Source organism: Bacillus sp. FSL R5-0585 (genome assembly GCF_038004545.1).
GTDB lineage: Bacteria > Bacillota > Bacilli > Bacillales > Bacillaceae_G > Bacillus_A > Bacillus_A cereus.
The window spans coordinates 595432-620141 of the sequence record NZ_JBBORJ010000001.1 but is presented as its reverse complement, the minus strand read 5'-3'; the positions used below and the strand labels follow the sequence as shown (position 1 = coordinate 620141).

The following is a 24710-nucleotide window of genomic DNA, read 5'->3' as shown; positions in this document are numbered from 1 at the left end:
ACTAACACCTCAATATTTCTTTAAAAGTCAAACATAGAGAAATTATTTTGCGTACCTTGCTCAATTTCATCTACTAAATTATATTGAATTTCTTCATCATAATCGTTACGCAACTCGATAATATAATCAAAATCATCCAATGTGTATTCTGACTGACTCACAAATACATCAGGATGTTCCACAACTTTCGTTGCAGGCAATCTCATAATTTCACGAACGAGCTGCCAATGTCTTTCGTTAGCACGCTTCGTTGACACAATTCCATCTAGGATGAAAATATTGTCATCGCTATACTCATCTTCAATTAATTGACTACGAACAGTTTGCTTAATAAGAGTAGATGATACAAATAACCACCTTTTATTTGCACAAACACTTGCAGCAACAATGGATTCTGTTTTTCCGACACGAGGCATTCCGCGTATCCCAATTAGTTTATGGCCTTCTTTTTTCATAATTTCTGCCATAAAGTCTACAAGTAAGCCTAATTCATCACGCACAAATCGAAATGTTTTCTTATCATCTGCATCTCGTTGTATGTACCTACCATGCCTAACCGCTAGCTTATCTCTTAGCTTGGGCGGACGATATTTCGTTACCGTTATGTTATCCATCGTATTTAAAATTGATTCAAGTCTAGAGATTTGCTCTTGATTATCACACATAAGAAGTAACCCACGTCGTGCATTATCTACACCATTAATTGTGACAATATTAATGCCGAGCATACCGATTAACGAAGAAACGTCACCAAGCAAGCCAGGTCGGTTTTTATGTATTTCATATTCAAAATACCATTCAATCATCCAAGATCACTCCCCTTGCTTACTTTACACCTACGTACTATATTATATGATTTCACCTTAATAGGGAAGCTAAATGTATAATCTACCCTGTGTAATTATTATACAAAAAAAGTAGAGAGGAGAATCTCCTCTCTACTTTTACTTATGTTGTACGAACTTAACCATTAAATTTGCAATTGTATGTTGCTCCTGTTCATCAGCAACTTTCCAAAGCTCAGCTAATAATTTCTCTTGGTCATTGCGTCCTTCTACTTCATTAGCAAGATAGTCGCCAACACGAAACGCCATATCTGATACCGCACCGCCATCTAAACCTTTGTCTTGCGCTTGCTCTAAACGTTCTCCTAAAAAGCTCTTCCACTGATCAAAATTATCTAATACTGACATAATTAAGCACCTCACTATTGAGTAATAAAATCATCCTTAATTTGTGCAACTATTCATTTTTTATGTAAGAATTTTTTAGCAGTGCCAACCGCCATTCACTCCGATAATTTGTCCAGTTATGTAAGACGCTCCTGGTGATACGAGGAATGAAACTGTTTTCGCTACTTCTTCTGGTAATCCTATTCTACCTAATGGTATATCTTCAGCAATTCCCATTTTATCTTCTTCAGAAAAAACACTTAACATTTCCGTTTCAATTGCTCCTGGTGCTACTGCATTCACACGTAATCCACTTAAAGAAACTTCTTTCGCTAAAGCTTTCACATATGAATTTTGTGCCCCTTTTACCATTGAATAAAGCACTTCACAAGAAGCCCCTATTTGTCCCCATATAGATGAAACAATTACAATATTACCACTTCTTCTCCCGATCATAGGCGGAAGTGCCATAGAAAGTAATTTATATACGTTCTTCACTTGAAGTTCTACCATATAATCCAATTCATCGTTTGTTACATCTGTTACTAGTCCAAAAATACTCTTCCCAGCTGCGTATACAATAACATCAATAGGCTGTTCAATTTGTCCCCACAATTGCTCTGCTCCATCACTAGAAGCTAAATTCGCTTGAACAGGGATAACTTCTCCCCATGCCTTCTGCAATTCCAATACCTTTTCTTCACTGTTATTGTAATGAACATAAACTATATATCCATCTTGAATTAATTGTTTCGAAATAGCAGAGCCAATTCCTCCGCTCCCTCCAGTTACTAACGCATACTTTTTCATAAAGTCCCTCTCTTATCTCTACAAGTTCAATTTTCACATAACTAAATAATACCCTCATCTTACAATTTTTCAATGATAAGATGAGGGTATCTTTTTAATTTTATTTTTTCGGTAACACCTGACAAATACTCATTTTGTCTTCTGATAACAATAATTTCGCTACTTCTTGTAAGTCTTGAACGGTTAGTCCTTCTAATACAGTCAATGCGTCAAATAGGCTAGATTCATTAAACGCGTATCGTGTAAATTGATTTGCAATATATTCTGGTGAATTCAACGAGCGTAAAAAACCACCTATTTTCTTTTTCTTCACTCGTTCTAATGCCGCCGCATCTAATTGATCATAATCTGTTTTTAATAAAATATCTTTTAAACGATTTGCCAATTCATCAGGTTGTTTCGTATCACCGCCAACCATTGCAAAACCGAAGTTATTTTCTTCTGTATAGTCATACGAGAATGACTCATCAATAAGCCCTTCATTATATAAAGTTTCGTAATGAACAGAACTTTTTCCAAATAAATAATCTAAGAGTAACGTAAGCGCAATTTCTTGTTTTAAAAGCGCTTGCCCCTTTTCCTTTAAATTAGTCGCTTTAATACCAACTAAACATTTCGGTGTTTGCACAGGCATTGAAATAATTTTTTTCTTTTCATTTACCTCATTTGGTTCTTTTTCAAATGAACGCACAATTTCTGGCTGGTTTTTATAATCTTTTTTCGCTTGATTTTCACGTACTAAATCCATTGTTTTCTCTGGATCAATTGCACCCACAACAAATAATAACATATTGCTCGGATGATAAAATGTTTCATAACATTCATACAATAAATCTTTCGTAATTTTACTAATAGATTCGATTGTCCCTGCAATATCAATTTTAATTGGGTGTTTTACAAACAAGCTATCAATTAACCCGAAGTACAAACGCCAATCTGGGTTATCTTGATACATTTGAATTTCTTGCCCAATTATCCCCTTCTCTTTTTCAACCGTTTTTTCAGAGAAATAAGGCTCTTGCACGAAGTTTAGCAATGTATTTAAATTTTGTTCTACGTTTGAAGTACATGAAAAAAGGTAAGCTGTTCGTGTAAAGGATGTAAAAGCATTTGCCGATGCTCCTTGTTTACTAAACAATTGGAAAGCATCGTGATCTTCTTTTTCAAATAATTTATGCTCAAGAAAATGTGCAATTCCATCAGGCACACGAATCATTTCTTCTTTCCCTAATGGTACAAATGTATTATCTACAGAACCATATTTCGTCGTAAACGTCGCAAATGTTTTATTAAATCCTTGTTTCGGTAAAACATATACATCTAATCCATTAGGAAGTTTTTCATAATAGAGTGTTTCTTTTAATTGCTCATAAACAATTTTCTCCATTTACTCTCCCTCCGTTCCTTGTAAAAAGTAAATTGTATCTAGTTCAATATTTTTAGCAACTTTTACAATTTCTTCTTTCGTCACACTTTCTATACCTGTAAGCCATTCTTCAACTGGACGTGTACGATCTGAAATAATACCATGATATAGCATTTCTACAAAGCCACGTGGTGTATCAATTGCCTCTAATATTTGATTTTGGATGACACTTTTTGTTTGATGTATTTCTTCTTCAGAAAACTCTCCGTTTTGCATCGCAAGCATTTGTTCTTTAATAATCTCAACTGCTTTTTCATAATTTTTCGCTTCGATTCCTGACATAACAAATAATAAACCTTTATGACTTTCAAAGCGCGATGCTGCATAGTACGCTAAACTATTTTTTTCACGCACATTTACGAATAACTTCGAATGAGAAAAGCCACCAAACAATCCATTGAACAATTGCAATGCAAAATAATCTTCATCTTTATATGTGACAAATGTACGATAACCGATGTGTAATTTACTTTGTTTTAATTCTTGTTTTTCAACAACTTCTTTTTCTTCATTGTTTCGTCTATGAAGGAGTACATTTCTTTCTCTCACTGGACGAGTTGAAATAGAAAAATACTTACTTACAAGATCAACGGCGTTTTCTGAAATATCACCAATAATATATAGATCCATTTCATCTTCCGCTAACACCTTTTGATAATATTGATACAAACTTTCATTTGTAATAGACATAACACTCTCTTTTTTTCCATTTGCACTTAAACGATACGGTTCTACTTTGCACATTTCTTCAATTAAACGCTCGTTTGCATAACGCATTTTATCATCATAAGTAGCTTCAATTCTCTGTAACAGTGCTCTTTTTTCACTTTCTACGATAGAAGATAGGAAACCGTTCCCCTCCGTTGCTGGATGTAACACAATATCTGACAACATAGAAAGCGCTTTTTCAAATAACGGTGGTGCATCATGTAAATAAACTTCATTTGCAATGTCTACATAAATGGAGATAATATGGTCTTCCCCTTTTTTACTTACATCTACCGCTAAAGAAGATCCGTATAATTCTTCTAAATATTGACGAAGACGAATTACAGAAGGTAATTTTTCTGTCGCACTTTGCAATACGTATGGCAATAGGGCACGCTCTGTCACCGTCTCCTCATTTAAAGGCGCTTTAAAACGAAATACAAAGGTATTCGTTTTATATTTATCAGTCGGAATAATATGTACGCGCAAACCACCTAACTCATGTAGTTGTTGTTCCATTAGTTTCATTTATAGCCCTCCTTTACGTATATAGGAATATTCCTCTTCAATATACAGTTTTTAGAAATAAAAAATCAACTTTTCTCCCTTATTATGCTTACATATGATTCTTTCTAAAAACTTTAATATGTAAGGAACATAGTAAAATTCCGTATTAAATATATTCTATGTAAAAAAGCCCACACTAATGTGCGAGCTTTTTTATACTTATAAAATACTTATCGTTTTCCTTTTTCATAAGGAGTTCCTAATGCTTTAGGAGCTTCAGAACGACCTACAAAACCGACAAGCGCTAATATTGTGAATACATATGGTAATATCGTTAATAAAACACTTGGAATTTGGTCTAATACAGGGATTGTTCCGCCCGTTACACTTAAAGATTGCGCAAAACCAAAGAATAGAGCTGCACCTAGTGCGCCTAGTGGATTCCACTTTCCAAAAATCATAGCAGCTAAAGCTAAGAAACCTTGTCCTGTAATAGTTGCCCCTGAGAAGTTATTAGAAATTGACATTGCAAAAATCGCTCCACCAATTCCAGCAAACACTCCCGAAATACAGACTCCAATATAGCGCATTTTATATACGTTAATCCCCATCGTATCCGCTGCCATTGGGTGTTCACCAACAGCACGTAGACGAAGACCGAACGGTGTTTTATAAATAACATACCAAACAACGAATGCTAAAATAATGGCAATATATGACGTTATTGGTACGTTCGAGAAAAATATTTTCCCTAAAACCGGAATATCCGAAAGGCCTGGAATATCAATCTTTTCAATACGATACTGAATAAAGTCAGTCTGCCCTTTATCAAAAATCTTCTTAATTGCAAATACTGTTAAACCAAGAGATAAGAAGTTAATGGCTACACCACTTACAACTTGATCTGCTCGGAATGTAATAGAAGCTACCGCATGAAGTAATGCAAATAATCCACTACCAATTGCCGCAAATAGTAACGCAATCCACGGAGTCATCGTTCCCCAAGTATCACCCATTAATAAGTTTGTAACGACTCCAATAAATGCACCAAATAGCATTAGTCCTTCTAATCCGATATTTACAACACCCGATCGTTCACTAAATACACCACCTAGTGCTGTGAAAATGATAGGTGCCGATGTATATAACGTACCCGTCACAAGAATGGCTAATATATCTAAAAAGCTCATTTATTTCCCCTCCTTGCTCATGCGTGTAAGCGCCCATCTTAACACATAACTACATGCAACAAAGAAGATGATACATGCAATAATTACATTAATAAGCTCTGACGGTACATCTGCCTCAAAGTTCATTTGAGGGGAAGCACTTTTCAAACCACCAAATAATAAAGCTGAAAGGATTATACCAAACGGATTATTCCCTCCAAGTAATGCTACGGCAATCCCATCAAATCCTACTCCTGTAAACGAAGACATCGCTGTCATACTCTGGAATGTCCCTAATCCTTCCATCGCTCCACCAATCCCCGCAAATGCACCAGCAATTGTCATGGAGAATACTACATTACGAGAAACTTTCATACCTGCATATTGAGAAGCATGCTGATTAAATCCTACTGACTTTAATTCGTAACCTAAAGTTGTTCGATCTAATAAGAACCACATTAAAATAGCGATTAAAATTGCTACAATAATTCCCCAGTGTAGACGTGAACCATCAGTAATAGAAGCAAGCCAGTCTGAAGATAGTGACGCACTCTCTTTAATATCATACGTTTTGTCATTACCCGCATGTAAGAAACGCTTAATGATGTCATACGTTACATACAACGCGATATAGTTCATCATAATAGTTACAATAACTTCATTCACTTGAAACTTCCCTTTTAAATATCCCGGAATGAAGCCCCAAATTCCGCCCACCAATGCTGCAAATAAAATAGATAATGGAATATGAAGGAAAGCTGGTAGTGAGACTGCATAACCGAACCAAACCGCTGCAAGCCAACCAACTAACAATTGACCCTCTACCCCGATATTAAATAAACCTGTACGAAATGCAAACGCCACCGATAAGCCAGCAAGAATAAGCGGTATCATTGTACGAAGCGTTTCACCAATCGCACTTGCGCTGCCGAACATTCCTGTCCAAAGTGCACTATAACCAACAATTGGATCATAGCCACTAACTAGCATTACAATCGCTCCTACAAGTAAGCCGAAAATAACGGATAGTACTGGGACTAAAATATTTATCGTTCGTTCTGTTAAAAGTTTTTTAGCCATTTGTACCCACCTGCTCCTTCTTTGTTCCTCCAGCCATTAACAATCCAAGCTGTTGTTCATTCGTTTCTTTCGCATCAACTATTGCTACAATTTCCCCTTCATAAATAACAGCAATTCGATCGCTAACATTTAAGATTTCATCTAACTCTAATGATAAAAGTAATACACCTTTTCCTTTATCTCTTTGCTCTATTAATCTCTTATGAATAAATTCAATTGCTCCTACATCTAAACCACGTGTTGGCTGTGCCGCAATTAATAAATCTGGATTTCGGTCTACTTCACGTGCAATAATTGCTTTTTGTTGATTCCCCCCAGATAGAGCGCGTGCTAACGTTTGCTCACTAGGTGTACGCACATCAAACTGTTCAATAAGAGCCTTTGCTTTTTCTGTAATTTTGCTGAAATTTAAAATCCCTTTCTTTGAAAATGGATTTTTATAATACGTTTGCAGAACTATATTATCTCTAACAGAAAAATCAAGAACGAGTCCGTGTTTATGACGATCTTCTGGAATATGACCAATTCCTTCTTCTGTTATTCTTCTAACAGGCCAATTTGTTATTTCTTTTCCTTTAATTGCAATAGAACCTGACTCAACTTTTCGTAAACCAGTAATTGCTTCTATTAATTCACTTTGTCCGTTTCCATCAATCCCTGCAATCCCAACAATTTCCCCCGCACGAACAGTTAAGTCAAGGCCTTTTACAGCAGGTAGTTGACGTGCATCGTGAACAACAAGGTTTGCAATTGAAAGTACCTCTTCTTTTGGCTTCGCGTCTATTTTTTCTGTTTTAAAATTCACTTGACGTCCGACCATTAATTCTGCAAGTTTATTTTCATCCGTATTTGCAACGTCAACCGTTCCAATTCCTTTTCCTTTACGAATAATCGTACAACGATCGCAAACTTCCATAATTTCTTTCAACTTATGTGTAATAAGAACAATAGATTTTCCTTCTTGTACAAGCTTTTTCATAATTTGAATTAGCTCATGAATTTCTTGTGGTGTTAACACGGCTGTCGGTTCATCAAATATTAAAATTTCTGCACCGCGGTAAAGAGTTTTCAAAATCTCAACACGCTGCTGCATACCAACTGAAATATCCTGTATTTTCGCATATGGATCTACAGATAAACCGTATTGTTCAGACAATTTTTGAATTTCTTTAGCAGCTTCCTCAACAGCAATTTTCCCTTTTTTCTTCGGTTCATTTCCGAGAATAATATTCTCTGTAACTGTAAAATTATGAACAAGCATAAAGTGTTGATGGACCATTCCAATACCAAGGTCATTTGCTATATTCGGATTTGTGATTTTTACAGGTTTACCTTTAATTTTAATTTCGCCCTGCTCTGGTTGGTACAAACCAAATAGTACATTCATCAATGTGGATTTCCCTGCACCATTTTCTCCAAGTAAAGCATGTATCTCACCCTGCTTTACTTGCAGCGTAATATCATCATTCGCTACAATGCCTGGGAATACTTTCGTAATGTTATTCATCTCAATTACGTATTCCATTGTGTTCCTCCTTTTAACAGGGAACATTCCCTATTACACTATTAACTTATTAAGCAATTTGGAAGTTTTATACATACAAAGGTTAGTTCTATGAACTAACCTTTGCTATTTCTCTATTTATTTTTTTAGAGAAGCTTCGTATTCTTTATACTCTTTATCTGTAGCTGGCACTTTAATTTCACCGGCTGTAATTTTCTTTTCAAGCTCTTCTACTTTTGTTAAAATTTCAGGGTTAACTTTTTTCACGTTATCAGTTGTTTTTGAAATACCAATACCGTCATCTTTTAAGCCAAACTCTTCAATTTTCCCACCTTTTAAATTCCCATCTTTTGCTTCTTTAGCTACTTTTTCTACAGCTACATCAACACGTTTAATCATTGAAGTTAATGTTACATTTTCAGGCATACCTTCTTGATGTTGGTCACGGTCAACACCGATTACCCAAACATTTTCACCTTTTTTCTTACGGTTTTTCGCTTCTGTGAACACACCGTTACCTGTACCACCAGCAGCATGATAAATTACGTCTACGCCTTGACCATACATTGCTGAAGCAAGAACTGTACCTTTTTCAGGCTTATCGAATGCTTCTGCATATTCAGATACGATTTCAATGTTTGGATTTACTGCCTTTGCACCAGCTTTAAATCCATTTTCAAATTTACTAATTAAATCACTTTTCATTCCACCAACAAATCCTACTTTATTCGATTTTGTTGACATAGCTGCTACCGCACCTACAAGGAATGATCCTTCATGATCTTTAAACGTAATGCTCGTTACGTTCGGTGCATCTACAACAGTATCTACGATTGCAAATTGTTGTTTTGAAGATTCTTTTGCTACTTCTTTAATTGCACCTTCTAATTTATAACCAATTCCGAATGTTAAATCATATTTATCTTTTGAGAATTTTTTTAAATTCGGAATATAATCAGCTTCTTTTTCAGACTGAAGGTAACGATAATTTGTCTTTTCTTTTAAACCATTATCTTTACCAAACTTTTGTAACCCTTCCCAAGAAGATTGGTTAAATGACTTATCATCAACGCCCCCAACATCCGTTACAAGACCAACCTTGAAATCTTTATTGTCTTTCGTGTCTTTCTTGTCACTGCTCGCCTTATCCGAGTTACCACATGCACCTAAAACTGTACTTGCTGCTAAAGTTAATGATAATAAAAGGCCTGCTTTTTTCTTCATACTAGAAACCCCTCCAAAAATGATATATATTTATTTATTCTTACGCTGCTGTTCCTTACTTCTTGCTGTCACCTCCCTAAAAGGAATTTACCTACATACGCTTTCTTAATACGTGGAAGCTAAATTTATCAGCTCTAAAGTAATTGATAGAATATAAGATTGGCTCATCATTTTGATCATAGTGCATTTGTTTTAATACAAGCAGTGCTGTTTCAGGCTCACATTCTAAAATTGGTGAGATTTTAGGGTGATAGCCAATTGGCTCAATGTGAGCAACCGCATATGTTATGCGCTTATGCGTGTTATTATGTATCACCGTTAATAATGATTCCTCATTGTAACCCGATAAGTCTGGCAATATTTCTTTTGCAAGTTTATCGATACAATACACAACAGGTTCCCCATCTGCTGTACGCACGCGTTCAATCATCACTGCATTAAAACCATCTTCACTATTAAACTTCTCTTTTTCCTCTTCTGTTAAAGTTGTAGTAGATGATGATAAAAAGATTGTTCCTGGTGTTTTCCCCACACTAGAAATCATATCTGTAATACTAGAAAGTTGTTCTATTCCAGAAGAAAATAATGGCTTTGCATTTACAAATGTCCCTACACCATGTCTACGAATGACAACATTTTCTTCTTCTAAAATACGCAACGCTTCCCTTAAAGTCGCTCTACTTACGCCAAGTTCTTTCGCTAAATCAAACTCTGATGGTAACTTTTGTCGTTCTTTATAAGCGCCATCTTTAATTTTTTCTTTGATGTGATCAATCACCCGTAGATATAGGTGACGACTATCAGATTTTACTGACATAAGACTCCCCCGCATTTCAATTATTCGACCTCTGATGTAAGACTTCTTTTCTCTTTTTTCAACTTACAACATAGTACAAATGACTAAACACCAAAATAAGTGTAATTGTCGAATAAATAATAATAATTTTTTAAAATAAAATTTTCACTCTTTATTGCATAAAAAAAACTTTGCACCATAAACATTCCTCATTTCGAGAAAAAGTTCGGCACAAAGATCCTTTACATCCTTTGTTACACACTTTTCCCCTCATAGTCTAGCAATTCATGGTTGCCAGGTAGAAACTTATGGACCTTATCTCCAAGATTATATGAGGCAGTGATTCTTTTCGAAGTAATCTTACCACTTGCTCTCATACGTGTCAACAAAATCTAACATTTTTCTGCATTAAATATCGAACATTTACATAAAACATACTAAAAGTATTCGTATTCTAAAGGGCACCCCTAAATGTAAGCCCTTTCTTTATTGCTGAGTATAGTATATAACAAAAACACTATATAAAAAAGCCTAATTGTAAAAACAATTAGGCTTTTTTAAGAACTTTTTTCTTGTACATCATTAATGAGTACTTCCCTCGGTTTACTCCCTTCATACGGACCTACTACACCATTCATTTCCATTGCATCAATTAGGCGAGCAGCTCGCGTATAACCTACTCTAAACCTACGTTGTAACATAGAAACAGATGCTGTTTGCATTTCCACTACAAGTTGAACCGCTTCATCATATAATTCATCTTCTACTTCCTGCTTCGTATCAGGAACATCTTGCGGAATCATATCTTCTTGATATTGTGCTTTTTGCTGTCCAATAACATATTCTACAACTCTCTCAACTTCATCATCTGATAGAAATGCGCCTTGTACACGTACAGGTTTCGATGCACCAATTGGTATAAACAGCATGTCTCCACGACCTAGTAGCTTCTCTGCACCACCACCGTCAAGAATTGTACGAGAATCTGTTTGAGAAGATACAGCGAATGCAATACGTGATGGAATATTTGCTTTAATAACACCCGTAATAACGTCAACTGACGGACGTTGCGTTGCAATAATTAAATGAATACCAGCAGCACGAGCCATTTGCGCTAGACGCATAATCGCATCCTCTACATCAGACGAAGCAACCATCATTAAATCTGCTAACTCGTCCACAATTACTACAATATACGGTAATTCGGGTTGTTTCGCTTCTGATTGACTATTATGCTCTTTTATATAATCGTTGTATCCTTCAATGTTACGTGTACCACTATGAGCAAACAATTCATAACGACGTTCCATTTCACTCACAACTTTTTTCAATGCTTGCGATGCTTTTTTCGGATCAGTTACAACTGGCGTTAACAAATGAGGCACACCGTTATATACATTTAGCTCTACCATTTTCGGGTCAATCATCATTAATTTTACTTCATGTGGTTTTGCACGCATTAAAATACTAACAATAATACCGTTAATACATACACTTTTCCCGCTACCTGTCGCACCAGCTACGAGTAAATGAGGCATTTTATTTAGACGGGCTAATACAGCTTCACCTGTAATATCTCGGCCAAGACCAATTAACAACTTCTCTTCCGGATGATTATTAGCCTTAGAGTCAAGAACTTCCCTCAGCGTTACCATCGAAACCTCTGAGTTTGGAACTTCGATCCCTACAGCTGATTTCCCGGGAATTGGCGCTTCAATACGAATGTCCTTTGCAGCTAAAGCAAGGGCTAAATCATCACTTAAACTGACAATTTTGCTTACCTTTACCCCCATATCAGGATACACTTCATATTTTGTAACTGCAGGACCTCTATGCACTTTTGTTACTTTCGCTTTCACTCCAAAACTTTGGAATGTACGTTCTAATTTACGAGCATTCTCATAAATTTCCGCATTTTCATTTGTAACTTGCTTATTCTTTGGAAATTTTAATATATCAAGTGAAGGAAGCTTGTAATCTTTATTTTCTACATTTGAAAATTGCATAGGAGGTGCTTGCGCTTCACTCTCTAACGATTCAACAATTTTTTCTCCACGCTTTTTCTTTGGTTCTTCAATTGGCGAAGTCTCTTCAATAAACGGTGAAGTGATCAACTCTTCTTGCTCTACTTCGATTCGTTTATCCTCTTCTTCATTTACAGGATAATTCTCAGTGAAATTCGAAATAATCGGAGGATCAATTGAGATTTCTTCCATCGGCTCAATAATTTCTTCTTGTTCTGCAGCACGTTTGCTTCTTGTGCTTCTTGTTGTTTTTTTCTTTTCTGTTTGTTCAGCCGTTCTTTTGGCTCTCCAATCTTTATAATCCCCTTGCATCACTTGAAACTGACTTCTAAGAATTCTACCAACTGGAGCTAACACTTCTCCAATATGCTTATTTGTTATACAAAGTATACCGAGAATAACTAGAATAATACCAATGATATAAGCTCCTACTTCGTCAAATAAGAAGTAACATGTTGCGAACATAAGCGCACCAAACATACCACCACCTAAATGAACGCTATCTGGCCCCTTTTTCATTTCAAGAAAGAAGTTATCTTTCGTACTCACAATAACAGAAGTATTTTGCACTGCTCCATCTTTTGTAAGAAGGTTAAATAATGTAATATGACTAAACATTAATATCGCCAATACAATTAAATAAAATCCAATTAATCGTTTATTTAAAAGGTTCGGCCATCCGCGTTTTATAACAAAGGAAACCGATAAAGCTATTACACCTAACACACCAATTATGTACCACTCACCAAAGAAGAAGCGAAAAAATAACACAAACGATTTCCCTACAACGCCTAGCTGTAAAATCGTAATGATTGAAAGTGCAAAAAGAGTTAAACCGACGATTTCATAATACAAAGTTGGCTTTATCGTACGTCTTGCCTTTGCCTTCGTCCCTCTTTGCTTTTGTTTTGCCATTTCTTCACCTCGTGTTCTACATATAAGTAAAGCTCCCTTCAAAATGCTCTATTTATATGTCTGTTTTCTCTATTTTTCAGGTCTTTATATCTTCTATTTTTACACTTCTTGTAAAATGCTAAATAAACAGAAGAAAGCAGCCTACTCATGGCTGCTCAACCGTCTTGTTTTTTATATTATACCATAGCTTCTAAACAAAATCCTTCTTTTTGCTAAAAGGTTATTTTCTGACCGGGCTCAAACTCTAAATAGTGAAGTGGGTCCGTACTTAGCACACGTACAATAGAATAACATCCATGTTCCTCTTCAGAAACCATTAATTCCACACCATTTATATTTACAACTTTTTGACTTTCACATTGTGAATAATCGACCGGATACACAAGTTGCTCTGGCATAATTGTATATAAAATCATTGTAGCATTGTCCCTTCTGTACTATCTTCCGCACGAACATCTATTAATTCGTTTAATTTTCGAATCGCATTTCCAATACCGCCGACATCATCTATAAGACCGTACTTTACTGCATCCCCACCAATTACATTCGTCCCAATATCTCGCGTTAAATTTCCTTTCGCAAACATAAGCTCTTTAAAACGATCTTCTGTTACTTTCGAGTGCTTCGTCACAAAACGAATGACTCTTTCTTGCATCTTATCCAAATACTCAAATGTTTGTGGCACACCTATGACAAGACCTGTTAAACGAATTGGATGAATTGTCATCGTCGCAGTTTCCGCAATAAACGAATAGTCAGTAGAAACAGCAATCGGTACACCGATGGAATGTCCCCCACCTAAAACTAGAGATACTGTTGGTTTTGAAAGTGAAGCTACCATTTCAGAAATTGCTAGCCCAGCTTCAACGTCACCTCCAACTGTATTTAATATTAAAAGCAAACCTTCAATTTTCGGATTTTGTTCAATCGCAACAATTTGCGGAATGATATGCTCATATTTTGTTGTTTTATTTTGCGGTGGTAATTGAACATGACCTTCCACTTGTCCGATAATCGTTAAACAATGAATACGTGATTCATTCATCTGTGGTACATTTGTCTGTCCAAGCTGTTGAATTTTTTCAACTATTGAAGCCTCTTTTCCAGCTTCTTTTGGCTCAGCTTCTTTTTCTTCATTTGTATATCGATCACGTTCTGTCATTTCGCATCCCCTTTCACTCGTATATAACTATTATTTCTTAAGTTATAAATTTCATTCGATAGGGTTAAAAAGAAAAAAGATCACCCATAAGGGTGATCTTTTTATACTTCCATAATAATCGGTAAAATCATAGGTTTTCTCTTTGTCTCTTCGTACAAGAACTGTCCTAATAATTCACGAATATTTTGTTTTAACATTGACCATTCAATTGAATATTCTTTAATTGACTGCTCAACAATCATACGTACAATCTCTGTAGATCGTTCAATTAACGCTTCTGATTCACGAACATATACGAAACCACGTGAAATGATTTCTGGGCCAGAGATAATTTTCTTTTCATCTTTACCAAGCGTTACAACAACTACTAGTATTCCATCTTGAGATAACATCTTTCTATCTCGAAGAACGATATTACCAACGTCACCTACACCTAATCCATCAATTAAAACATTACCAGCTTGTACTTTACCGACTAAGTTTGCTTCATCGTCACCAAAAGCAATTACATCGCCTTTTTCTACGATAAAGATATTTTCTCTTATAATACCTACATCTTCAGCTAAATATGCATGTGCTTTTTGCATACGGAACTCACCATGTACGGGTACAAAGTACTTTGGTTTCATTAAATTTAACATTAATTTTAATTCTTCTTGGCTACCGTGACCTGACACGTGAACTTTTCGTTCGCCGTAATAAACAACTTCAGCTCCAGCTCTAAATAACAAATCAATAATTTTTGATACAGATATTTCATTACCCGGAATTGGCGAAGCAGCAATGATAACAGTATCACCTTTACGAATTGAAATTTGTTTATGTGCTTGTTTTGCCATTCTAGATAGAGCAGCCATCGGTTCACCTTGACTACCTGTCGTTAAAATAGCTACCTTTTTCTCTGGGAAGTTGTCTACTTCTTGTAATGAAATAACCATACCTTCTGGAACATTTAAATAACCAAGACGTCTTGCAATGTCTACTACTTTCACCATACTACGTCCTACTACCGCTACTTTTCGCCCTGTTTCAGCAGCTGCATCAAATACTTGTTGAATACGATGTACATTCGATGCAAATGAAGCAACGATAATGCGACCTTCTGCACCGTAGAACACTTTAGAGATTTCTACACCAACTTCTTTTTCTGAACCTGTATAGCCTGGGCGCTCTGCGTTTGTACTATCAGATAATAAGCAAAGTACGCCTTCATTTCCGATTTGCGCCATTTTCCCAAGGTCTGCTCCACTATTTCCAATTGGAGTTTGATCGAATTTAAAGTCTCCCGTATATACGACTGCACCTTTTGATGTATGGAAACAAACGCCAACAGAATCCGGAATACTATGTGTCGTTCCGAAGAATGACACCGTTGTAGTGTTAAATTCTACTGTTGAATTTGAATCGATTGTTTTTAGGTCTACACGGCCTAACATGCCCGCTTCACCAAGTTTTTCTTGTATAAGTCCTACTGTTAATTTCGTTGCATAGACTGGAATAGATAATTTACGAAGTACGTAAACAATACCACCAATATGATCTTCATGACCGTGAGTAATAAATAAACCTTTTACTCGCTCTTGATTTTCCACTAAATATGTAATATCAGGAATAACGATATCAATTCCAAACATTTCATCTCCCGGGAACATTAACCCTGCATCTACGATAAAGATTTCAGAATCAATTTCAACACAGTACATGTTTTTCCCGATTTCACCTACTCCACCAAGAGCAAATACTTTAACAGACTCATTCTCTTTTCTCTTCATGTTGTTGCCTGGTTTAAAAATCTTGCAAACACTGATTTCACTAAAATTGCAGAGACACCAGGGGAAACTCTACAACCACCATATTTTCACCGTCCAAGACGAATGTCCTTACCGTTATGCGATATCATGTCCTTGTTTATTTTTTAAACCAGGTTTCACCTCTCTTTCATTATATAAATCAAATATCTTATTCGATATGATATGAAAATTTAATTAAATTATAATTTTTCCCAATTTTGCTAAGCATACCCGTACTAAGCTACTTAGCCATATTATACCTGATACAAGAAATAGAACACAAGTTAAATCGTGCGAAAGAAAGAGTAAAAGAACGGAATGACAACAAAAGTATCGAACGTATTTCCTTTATATTTACTCCGATTTTATACTCCATATTATTTTTAAGAACTAGCCATACATACGCTAAATTCATTTCATAATAGGAAGTTTCAAGATTTATTTTTCTAGAATCCAACAAAAACACTTACAAAATGGAGTTTTTTTATCAATTACGTCACATTTGAGGGGATTTCTCTAAAAACAGACACCGTAGTTTATTACGTTTATGCCATAATATCTATCATTTTTTGACTCAGTTAAAGGGGTACGATTATTTTCTTATACACATAATGAAGAAGCGATTGATATTCTTATAAGAACACATATAAGTAAGAAAAAGAGGAAAAGATTTGCATATAATAAAAAATGACCTAGTTCTACACTAGGTCATTTTTTATTAACGAGGGATAGATTGCATTACAGATTGTAACGTTACTCTTTCTTCTTCTGTTAATGGAAGAAGTGGTAAACGTACAGAACCTACATCTAATCCAACCATTTGTAACGCTGTTTTTACTGGAGTTGGACTTGGCGCCATAAATAATGAATCAGTTACTCTTACAAGTAATTGATGTAATTTTTGTGCCTTCTTAAATTCTCCTGCTTGAAATGCTGTAATCATTTCTTGCATTTCGTTTCCGATAACATGAGAGGCTACCGAAACGATACCTTTCGCTCCAACTGCCATAGCTGGTAACGTTAAACCGTCATCACCGCTGTATACCGCAAAGTCGTCCGCTGTTTTTTCAATGATTTCTGTCATTGTTAACACATCGCCGCCGGCATCTTTAATAGCAACAATGTTTTCTATTTCTGATAAACGAACAACTGTATCAACGGAGATTTGTACAATAGATCGTCCTGGAACGTTATATAGCATAACCGGAAGCGGCGTGCTTTCAGCAATTGCTTTAAAATGCTGATACATTCCTTCTTGACTCGGTTTGTTATAATACGGTGCTACTAGCATTACTGCATCCACACCAACTTCTGTTGCCTTTTTAGTTAAGTCAATAGAAGCATGCGTATTATTGCTACCTGTTCCAGCGATTACGGGCACTCTTTTATCGACAACAGATACGACATGGCGATATAACGCTACTTTCTCTTCTGAAGTTAATGTAGGAGATTCTCCTGTCGTTCCTCCTACCACGATTGCTGTTGTACCGTTATCAATTAAATAATTTACCAATTTCGTTGTCTTTGCAAAATCGATATTCCCGTTTATATCAAACGGTGTTACCATCGCGGTTGCAATTGTCCCAAAATCTATCATGGTCTCACTCCTTATTGTTCCAGTTGCTTTTCTTTTGAAAGCTCAAACGCACTATGTAATGCATTTACAGCCTCCACTAAATCAGTTTCTTTTACAAGAACCCAAATTGTTGTATGACTATCTGCCGATTGCAGGATTTGAATACCTTTTTCCGCTAAAGCTGTAACGATTTTCGCAGTAACCCCTGGGTATCCTGCCATTCCAGCCCCAACAATAGATACTTTCGCACAATGTTCTGTCACAATTGGCTCATATCCAAGGTTCTGTAATAATTTAACTGCATGACTTGATACATTATCACTCACCGTATATGCTACGCCAGTAGGTGAAATATTAATTAAATCAACACTTATTCCTTCGTTCGCCATCTCTTTAAACACATGTTGTTGCAAATCATATGCCGTTTCTTTTGCAAGCACTTTAATTTGCGTTACGTTTGATACGTGGGCAATGCCTGTAACAGGACGTTCTTCTACATCACGACCTCTTGTAGCACCGTCATATGCTGAAATAAGCGTACCTTCACTATCAGAATACGTAGAACGTACACGAAGTGGCACTTTTGCATGCATCGCAATTTCAACTGCACGTGGATGAACGACTTTCGCACCTTGATAAGCCATGTTACAAATTTCGTTATACGTTACAGTTTGAAGATGACGTGCATCTTTTACAATACGAGGATCCGCAGTCATAACACCTTCTACATCAGTGAATATATCGATGTATTCAGCATGAAGTGCAACACCTAATGCTGAAGCTGAAGTATCACTACCTCCGCGTCCAAGTGTTGTCGTATCACCTTTTTTCGTTTGTCCCTGGAATCCTGTAACGACGATTACATCTACATTTTCTAACTCTTCATGTATACGATCGCAATTCATTTCAATAATCTTTGCATTCGTAAAGTCATCATTCGTTACAAAACCAGCTTGTGCACCATTTAATGCTGCTGCTTTTATACCATTCTCATTCAACATATTAGAGAAAACAATTGCAGAGATTAACTCTCCACACGATAATAATAAATCTTGCTCACGCTTAGAAATAGTAGATTCCTCTTGATTTACAAGACTTAATAACGTATCCGTTGCATATGGTTCACCTTTACGGCCCATAGCAGATACGACAGTAACTACTTTATAACCAGCAGCTAATGATTTTTTTATATGATGAAGCGCATGCTTACGTCCATTGTCATCACGTACTGATGTGCCACCAAATTTTTGAACAATTATTTTCATATTTTGCACCTTCTCTTAGCCGTTTACACTAATTGTAATTTTACTAAGCGCTCTGCAATTTGAACAGAATTCCATGCAGCGCCTTTTAATAAGTTATCAGATACGACCCAAAGATGGAATCCTTTATCGTTATTTAAATCTTTACGGATTCTTCCAACGAATACTTCGTTTTTACCTACTGCAGTAGCTGGCATTGGATATAACTGCTCTTCTGGATTATCTTGTAGAACAATACCTTCCGCATTTGCAAGTAAGCTCTTTAATTCTGCTACTGTTACGCCTTCTTTTTCTACTTCGATGTAAACAGACTCAGAGTGTCCTGATACAACTGGTAAACGTACACATGTTGCCGCTACTTCTAATTCAGGCATATGCATAATTTTTTTCGTTTCGTTAATCATTTTCATTTCTTCAAAAGTAAATCCATTATCTTGGAATTTATCAATCTGTGGAATCGCATTAAAAGCAATTGGGAAATGCTTCTTATCACCTGATACAGGAAGAACATTTGCCTTAACTTCTTCGCCATTTAAGATTGCTTGTGATTGTTCATGCAGTTCTTCAATAGCTGCCGCACCAGCACCTGATACAGCTTGATATGTGGAAACGATTACTCGTTTTAAACCATATTGCTGACGAACTGGCTCAAGAGCTACTACCATTTGAATTGTAGAACAGTTTGGATTTGCAATAATACCATTATGTTCTTTTAAGTCGTTTTCATTTACTTCAGGTACAACAAGTGGCACGTTTTCTGTCATACGGAATGCACTTGTATTATCAACAACAATCGCACCGCGTTTTGCTGCTTCTGGCGCTAATTGTTTCGATACAGATCCACCAGCACTAAATAGTGCAATATCTACTCCTTCAAAGCTTTCAGGAGTTGCCTCTTGAACTGTAAATTCTTCGCCTTTAAATACAAGTTTCTTACCTGCAGATCGTTTAGATGAAAGTAACGTTAATTTCCCGATTGGAAATTCTCGTTTCTCTAAAGTATTTAACATTTGTTCACCAACTGCGCCGGTTGCTCCAACTACAGCGACATGAAAAGTTTTTTGCTTTTCCATCACTATGCCCCTTTCTAGATACCAATCCTTCTATAACTTAGAATCAGAAGGAGTATACAATACCCCTTCTAATCTTAATAACGTTAATTTTATCATATTCTACAGTAAGAATGATGGTTTCATCAAAAATTGTCCGTTTTTTTTCGTTTTTTAATTCATATATCTGAATTTTTCTACGACAACCGGTTGCAATTGCTTCCCTTGCAGCGCTTCTAACACTGTATCTTCAAGCAACTCCATGCGAGCTACCATTGAGTTCGGTTTTTTCTCTGGTGCATCTTGCCCGAATGGGACGAAGTAGATGTTTTTTGTTGCCATTAGGCGCATGAGATTTACCCCATTTAACCCTAAAGCATCATTCGTCGAAACCGCCAATACGACAGGCTTGCCATTTCTTAGCGTCGCTTTTGCTGCCATTAGTACTGGAGAATCTGTCATTGCATTTGCAAATTTACTCATAGAATTTCCTGTTAAAGGAGCGATTACCATGCAGTCTAATGGAATTTTAGGTCCAAGTGGCTCTGCTCCAACAATTGAATTAATTGCTTTAAAACCTGTTATTTCTTCAATCTTCTTAATCCACTCTGCTCCTTCTCCAAATCTAGTATTTGTTGATTGAACAGTGTATGAAACAACAGGACGTACTTCTGCTCCTTCAGCAATTAATTTTTCTAAGTGCGGCATAACTTCCTCATACGTACAATGTGAACCTGTAAATCCGAAACCAATTCGTTTCCCCTTCAAACTCATTTCTTTTCCTCCTCCTTTGCGATTGCATCTGCTGCTAATAATTGAGAAAGAACATTTGCTAAGATTTGCCCAGCCGTTTTTGGGGCAACAATACCTGGTAATCCAGGTGCTAACAATGCTTTGACTCCTCTTTTTTCTGCATATCTAAAGTCGGTACCGCCTGGTTTAGAAGCTAAATCAATCACTAACGTATGAGCTGGCATTTTTGCAATAACATTCGCTGTTACAACGAGGTGCGGAATCGTATTAATTACAATATCGATATTTCCTACTTCTTTCTCTATGTCTTGCATATGAAAAGGAGAAAACATCATTTCTGTAATACGTGCAATATGTTCAGATCGTCTTGCTCCAACTTTGACATGGGCTCCTAATGATTGAAATGCTCTCGCAACACTCATTCCTGTTCTACCAAATCCTAGAACCATTACATTGGACCCATGAATTGTATAGTCGGTATGTTGAATTACCATCATTAATGTACCTTCTACCGTTGGAATAGAATTGTATATTGCTACATCATCACGATCAAATAATTTAACAAGTTTTCGGTTCGTAGTAGATACGAGATTTTCCAAGTAAGGTGTACCAATACCTGAATATATAGTAAAGTGTTCTGGTGTATTTTCAATTTGTTCTTTCGTTATTGAAACTTTTTCATTTGAAAAAATAGTATCTACTTCTCCTTTGGCATTTGTACCGGCAACCGGCAAAATAATTGCGTCTACAGAAGTGAAATCTAAATTTTGTATACTTTCTTTTGCTGCCCCTGTGAAACCATGATCTAACTGATCAAAACCTATCAAAGAAAGTTTCGCATCCAATTCAACTAGCTTACGAATTACTTCTAGCTGCCTTGCATCTCCTCCTATGACAGCAATATGCATCTCAGTCAACATTCCCTAATTCACCTTCTTTTTCTGTCATTTATAAGAAAAGTGCCTACTTTTTCTTTTTCCTCCACATCATATGTAATGTACGAGTTTATGGTGATTGAAAATCCAAATGCACATATGATTTATCAGGTTTCTATGTAGATACAAAAAAAGATGACCAAAATGGCCATCCTTCACTCTGAATTTGAACGATCTATACTATCACAAAGAAGCATATCGTGTCCGACTTTCTTTATTTGACTCCATGCCACCCTTACTTCTTGTGGTTCCTTTTTAAAACCTCCCCACTTCCCTACAGGTATTATAAGTGTTTGTATTTGCCCGTCTTTCTCATTAATCTCTAAATCCATATAACCTAAGACTCCCATTTTTTCCGCTTTTTCTATATCTACAACCTCTTTACCACTTAATTCACTTAATCGCATACACACTCCACTCCCCTAATGAATTTTTCATTTGCATTGTCTATAATTAGTACCTATTCTATATGTATAAAAAAAATAACCTTCTCTCATTTAAAAAGAGAGAAGGTTATTTTTTATACATCGTAAAAATTGATTATAGTTTTATTCCTTTTGGAAGTTTTCCGTCTGGACTAATAAGTGCCGCAGAGAACTCGTCAGTAAACATATTGCGAATTAATCCGTCCACATTTTCTTTTGTTACAGTGTTTACACTTTCAATAATCTCATCAAGTGAACGATGTTTACGAAGAAGCAATTCATTTTTACCGTTACGGCTCATACGGCTATTTGTACTTTCTAAACTTAACATTAAGTTTCCTTTTAATTGCTCTTTACTATTCATAAGCTCTTTTTCTGTAATACCTGTATTTTTCAATGTCTCTAATGTTTCTTGCATTGTTTCATACAATGTATCTAATTGTTGGCTACCTGTTCCACCATACAGTGTTAACATACCTGTATCTTCATAAGAAGAATGGTAAGAAAATACTGAGTAAGCTAACCCACGTTGCTCACGTACTTCTTGGAATAAACGGCTACTCATACTACCGCCTAAAACGTTATTTAATACAATTAAGTTATAAATATCTTCGTGTCCCATTTGTAAGCCTTTATATCCTAAACATAAATGAGCTTGTTCTGTTTCCTTTTTACGTGCTACTTTGTTAAAATGGAAAATTGGACTATGTACTTGTTCACGGTTTGTTGTTCCTTCATAACTACCGAAATATTGCTCTACCGTTTGTAAGAAGGCTTCATCAATATTTCCTGCAACTGAAACAACTACATTTTCAGGTGTATAATGATCCTTAATATATTGGCGTAGCGTATCACCTGTAAACGTATCAAGTGTTTCTTCTGTTCCTAAAATAGGATATCCAAGCGGATGCGTTTCATATGTTGCTTTCGTTAACATATCATGCACAATATCGTCTGGAGCATCTTCGTACATTTTAATTTCTTCACATACGACATTCTTCTCTTTTTTCAATTCTTCTTCATCAAATGTTGAATTAAAGAACATGTCAGCTAATACATCTAAAGCATATTTAGCATGTTCATCTAGCACTTTTGCATAGTAACAAGTGTACTCTTTTGAAGTAAAAGCATTCACTTGCCCACCAATACTATCAAATGATTCTGCAATTTCGCGTGCACTACGTGTTTCTGTCCCTTTAAAGAACATATGCTCTAAAAAGTGAGAAATCCCGTTATTTTTTTCATTTTCATTTCTTGATCCCGCATGGATCCAAATACCAATCGCAACCGATCTTACAGTTGGTATATTCTCCATAACTATTCTTACACCATTTTTACAAGTATATTTTTTAATCAAAAACTTTCCTCCTACTGCCAGTTTCTCTAAATAAGTGCTATTATTTAATGATAACAAGTTTAAGGATGAATGTCATGCAAATGTATTTAATCCACACGTTTTTCATCCAGTAATTCTGTTATATTCCCTACTTTATATCCTTGTTCCTTCAATTTTTTAATCATTGTATCTAATGCTTCTGCCGTTGACGAAGTAGGATGCATTAATACGATAGCACCTGGGTGTATTTTTCTCATTACTCTCTGCAATAGTACATCTGGCTCAGGTCGCTTCCAATCGATTGTATCGACAGTCCACATAATCGTTCCCATTTGGAAATCATCAGCGATTTTCACGACTTCATCCCGAAAACTTCCACTCGGCGGGGCAAACCATCTCACCTTTTGATTCGTAGCAGCTTCAATCATTCGATTTGTTTTTTGTAACTGCTCTCGTATTTCATCAGACGATAGCGTTTTCATATTAGGGTGCGTATAAGAATGATTTCCGACTTCTTGATTTGCATCGACAATCATTTTTGCAAATCGTAAATTTTCTTTCACCCAACGTCCTTCTAAAAAGAAAGTCGCCTTCACATCATGCTTTTTCAATATTTCTAATATATGAGGCAAATACTCGTTTCCCCATGCCACATTTATTGTTAATCCCACCATCTTTTTATTCGGATGCCCCCTATAAATTGGAGCAGGTGATAAATCTTCTAAGTGGACACTCGGTGATACTTCCTTAAATTCAAGGTGTTTTTGATCAAATTCCTTTAGCTTCTTCATATTGTTATAGGATGCTTCCATATCAACTTGTCTTCCATTATATCCTGGTGTTGCTTTCCATATCTTATCAATCATCGCATTTTGAGGTGCAATCTCATATTGTTTTGCATGCTTTTGAATTTCTTCATATAAGTTATCCTGTGCAAAAACAGAATAAGAGCCTAAACTGACATATAAAGAAAATATACATATGTATGCCAATATACGAACTTTCATATAAACCCTCCCAAATTAACTATATAAAAAAACATTTTTCTTCTTATCTTTGTTAATTTGAGCGTTATAATGAAAACTAT

General features: G+C 35.9%; 22 protein-coding genes and 1 riboswitch. All 22 genes read right to left on the bottom strand.

Features of this window, described 5'->3' with window-relative positions; genetic code table 11:
* Positions 1-20 precede the first annotated feature (20 nt).
* The 22 genes from MKY38_RS03395 to MKY38_RS03290 all read right to left on the bottom strand — a co-directional run bounded on the left by MKY38_RS03395 (position 21) and on the right by MKY38_RS03290 (position 24630).
* The gene (locus MKY38_RS03395; protein WP_000574107.1) at positions 21-806 is read right to left on the bottom strand and encodes a DUF3388 domain-containing protein; all 786 of its coding nucleotides are present in this window, start codon (positions 804-806) and stop codon (positions 21-23) included.
* Between the two features lie 138 nt (positions 807-944).
* Positions 945-1193: a DUF3243 domain-containing protein gene (locus MKY38_RS03390; protein ID WP_000114450.1), complete on the bottom strand. Its 249-nt coding sequence runs from the start codon at positions 1191-1193 to the stop codon at positions 945-947.
* A 75-nt stretch (positions 1194-1268) separates the two neighbouring features.
* On the bottom strand, positions 1269-1982 hold the full coding sequence (gene ymfI, locus MKY38_RS03385) for an elongation factor P 5-aminopentanone reductase (protein WP_065222979.1): 714 nt from the start codon (positions 1980-1982) through the stop codon (positions 1269-1271).
* Between the two features lie 100 nt (positions 1983-2082).
* Positions 2083-3369 carry an EF-P 5-aminopentanol modification-associated protein YfmH gene (gene yfmH / locus MKY38_RS03380; RefSeq protein WP_065222978.1) on the bottom strand — a complete coding sequence of 429 codons (1287 nt, stop codon included), beginning with the start codon at positions 3367-3369 and terminating at the stop codon, positions 2083-2085.
* On the bottom strand, positions 3370-4644 hold the full coding sequence (yfmF, locus tag MKY38_RS03375) for an EF-P 5-aminopentanol modification-associated protein YfmF (protein WP_000772418.1): 1275 nt from the start codon (positions 4642-4644) through the stop codon (positions 3370-3372).
* 209 nt (positions 4645-4853) lie between these two features.
* On the bottom strand, positions 4854-5813 hold the full coding sequence (locus tag MKY38_RS03370) for an ABC transporter permease (protein ID WP_000008857.1): 960 nt from the start codon (positions 5811-5813) through the stop codon (positions 4854-4856).
* Positions 5814-6872, bottom strand: coding sequence for an ABC transporter permease (locus MKY38_RS03365; protein ID WP_001085254.1), 1059 nt, complete (start codon positions 6870-6872; stop codon positions 5814-5816). It lies immediately after the preceding gene.
* Positions 6865-8397, bottom strand: coding sequence for an ABC transporter ATP-binding protein (locus MKY38_RS03360; RefSeq protein WP_000456914.1), 1533 nt, complete (start codon positions 8395-8397; stop codon positions 6865-6867). Before MKY38_RS03360 ends, MKY38_RS03365 begins: the two co-directional genes overlap by 8 nt.
* A gap of 117 nt (positions 8398-8514) precedes the next feature.
* Entirely contained in the window at positions 8515-9600 is a 1086-nt protein-coding gene (locus MKY38_RS03355; protein WP_000725771.1) for a BMP family lipoprotein, read from the bottom strand.
* A gap of 91 nt (positions 9601-9691) precedes the next feature.
* Positions 9692-10417: a GntR family transcriptional regulator gene (locus MKY38_RS03350; protein ID WP_000114182.1), complete on the bottom strand. Its 726-nt coding sequence runs from the start codon at positions 10415-10417 to the stop codon at positions 9692-9694.
* A gap of 232 nt (positions 10418-10649) precedes the next feature.
* A riboswitch (purine riboswitch) is annotated at positions 10650-10751 on the bottom strand.
* A 202-nt stretch (positions 10752-10953) separates the two neighbouring features.
* The gene (locus tag MKY38_RS03345) at positions 10954-13335 is read right to left on the bottom strand and encodes a DNA translocase FtsK (protein ID WP_065222977.1); all 2382 of its coding nucleotides are present in this window, start codon (positions 13333-13335) and stop codon (positions 10954-10956) included.
* A gap of 212 nt (positions 13336-13547) precedes the next feature.
* Positions 13548-13751: a YlzJ-like family protein gene (locus tag MKY38_RS03340; RefSeq protein WP_000605036.1), complete on the bottom strand. Its 204-nt coding sequence runs from the start codon at positions 13749-13751 to the stop codon at positions 13548-13550.
* Positions 13748-14497 carry a translocation-enhancing protein TepA gene (gene tepA / locus MKY38_RS03335; protein ID WP_000139806.1) on the bottom strand — a complete coding sequence of 250 codons (750 nt, stop codon included), beginning with the start codon at positions 14495-14497 and terminating at the stop codon, positions 13748-13750. Before tepA ends, MKY38_RS03340 begins: the two co-directional genes overlap by 4 nt.
* A gap of 101 nt (positions 14498-14598) precedes the next feature.
* Positions 14599-16269, bottom strand: coding sequence for a ribonuclease J (locus tag MKY38_RS03330; RefSeq protein ID WP_065222976.1), 1671 nt, complete (start codon positions 16267-16269; stop codon positions 14599-14601).
* Positions 16270-17005: 736 nt separating this feature from the next.
* Positions 17006-17884, bottom strand: coding sequence for a 4-hydroxy-tetrahydrodipicolinate synthase (dapA, locus tag MKY38_RS03325; RefSeq protein ID WP_000564763.1), 879 nt, complete (start codon positions 17882-17884; stop codon positions 17006-17008).
* 11 nt (positions 17885-17895) lie between these two features.
* Positions 17896-19128: an aspartate kinase gene (gene dapG / locus MKY38_RS03320; RefSeq protein WP_000692451.1), complete on the bottom strand. Its 1233-nt coding sequence runs from the start codon at positions 19126-19128 to the stop codon at positions 17896-17898.
* Positions 19129-19151: 23 nt separating this feature from the next.
* Positions 19152-20198 (bottom strand): aspartate-semialdehyde dehydrogenase, encoded by a 1047-nt coding sequence (gene asd, locus MKY38_RS03315; protein WP_000414846.1) that lies wholly within the window; start codon positions 20196-20198, stop codon positions 19152-19154.
* 150 nt (positions 20199-20348) lie between these two features.
* Positions 20349-20948, bottom strand: a complete 600-nt coding sequence (gene dpaB / locus MKY38_RS03310; protein ID WP_000053596.1) for a dipicolinate synthase subunit B — start codon at positions 20946-20948, stop codon at positions 20349-20351.
* Positions 20945-21847, bottom strand: coding sequence for a dipicolinic acid synthetase subunit A (gene dpaA, locus MKY38_RS03305; RefSeq protein WP_000954735.1), 903 nt, complete (start codon positions 21845-21847; stop codon positions 20945-20947). Before dpaA ends, dpaB begins: the two co-directional genes overlap by 4 nt.
* 170 nt (positions 21848-22017) lie before the next feature.
* Positions 22018-22269 carry a YlmC/YmxH family sporulation protein gene (locus MKY38_RS03300; RefSeq protein WP_001239759.1) on the bottom strand — a complete coding sequence of 84 codons (252 nt, stop codon included), beginning with the start codon at positions 22267-22269 and terminating at the stop codon, positions 22018-22020.
* Positions 22270-22402: 133 nt separating this feature from the next.
* Positions 22403-23644 carry a M16 family metallopeptidase gene (locus MKY38_RS03295; RefSeq protein ID WP_065222975.1) on the bottom strand — a complete coding sequence of 414 codons (1242 nt, stop codon included), beginning with the start codon at positions 23642-23644 and terminating at the stop codon, positions 22403-22405.
* Positions 23645-23730: 86 nt separating this feature from the next.
* Positions 23731-24630, bottom strand: a complete 900-nt coding sequence (locus tag MKY38_RS03290) for a polysaccharide deacetylase family protein (RefSeq protein WP_114555482.1) — start codon at positions 24628-24630, stop codon at positions 23731-23733.
* Positions 24631-24710 lie beyond the last annotated feature (80 nt).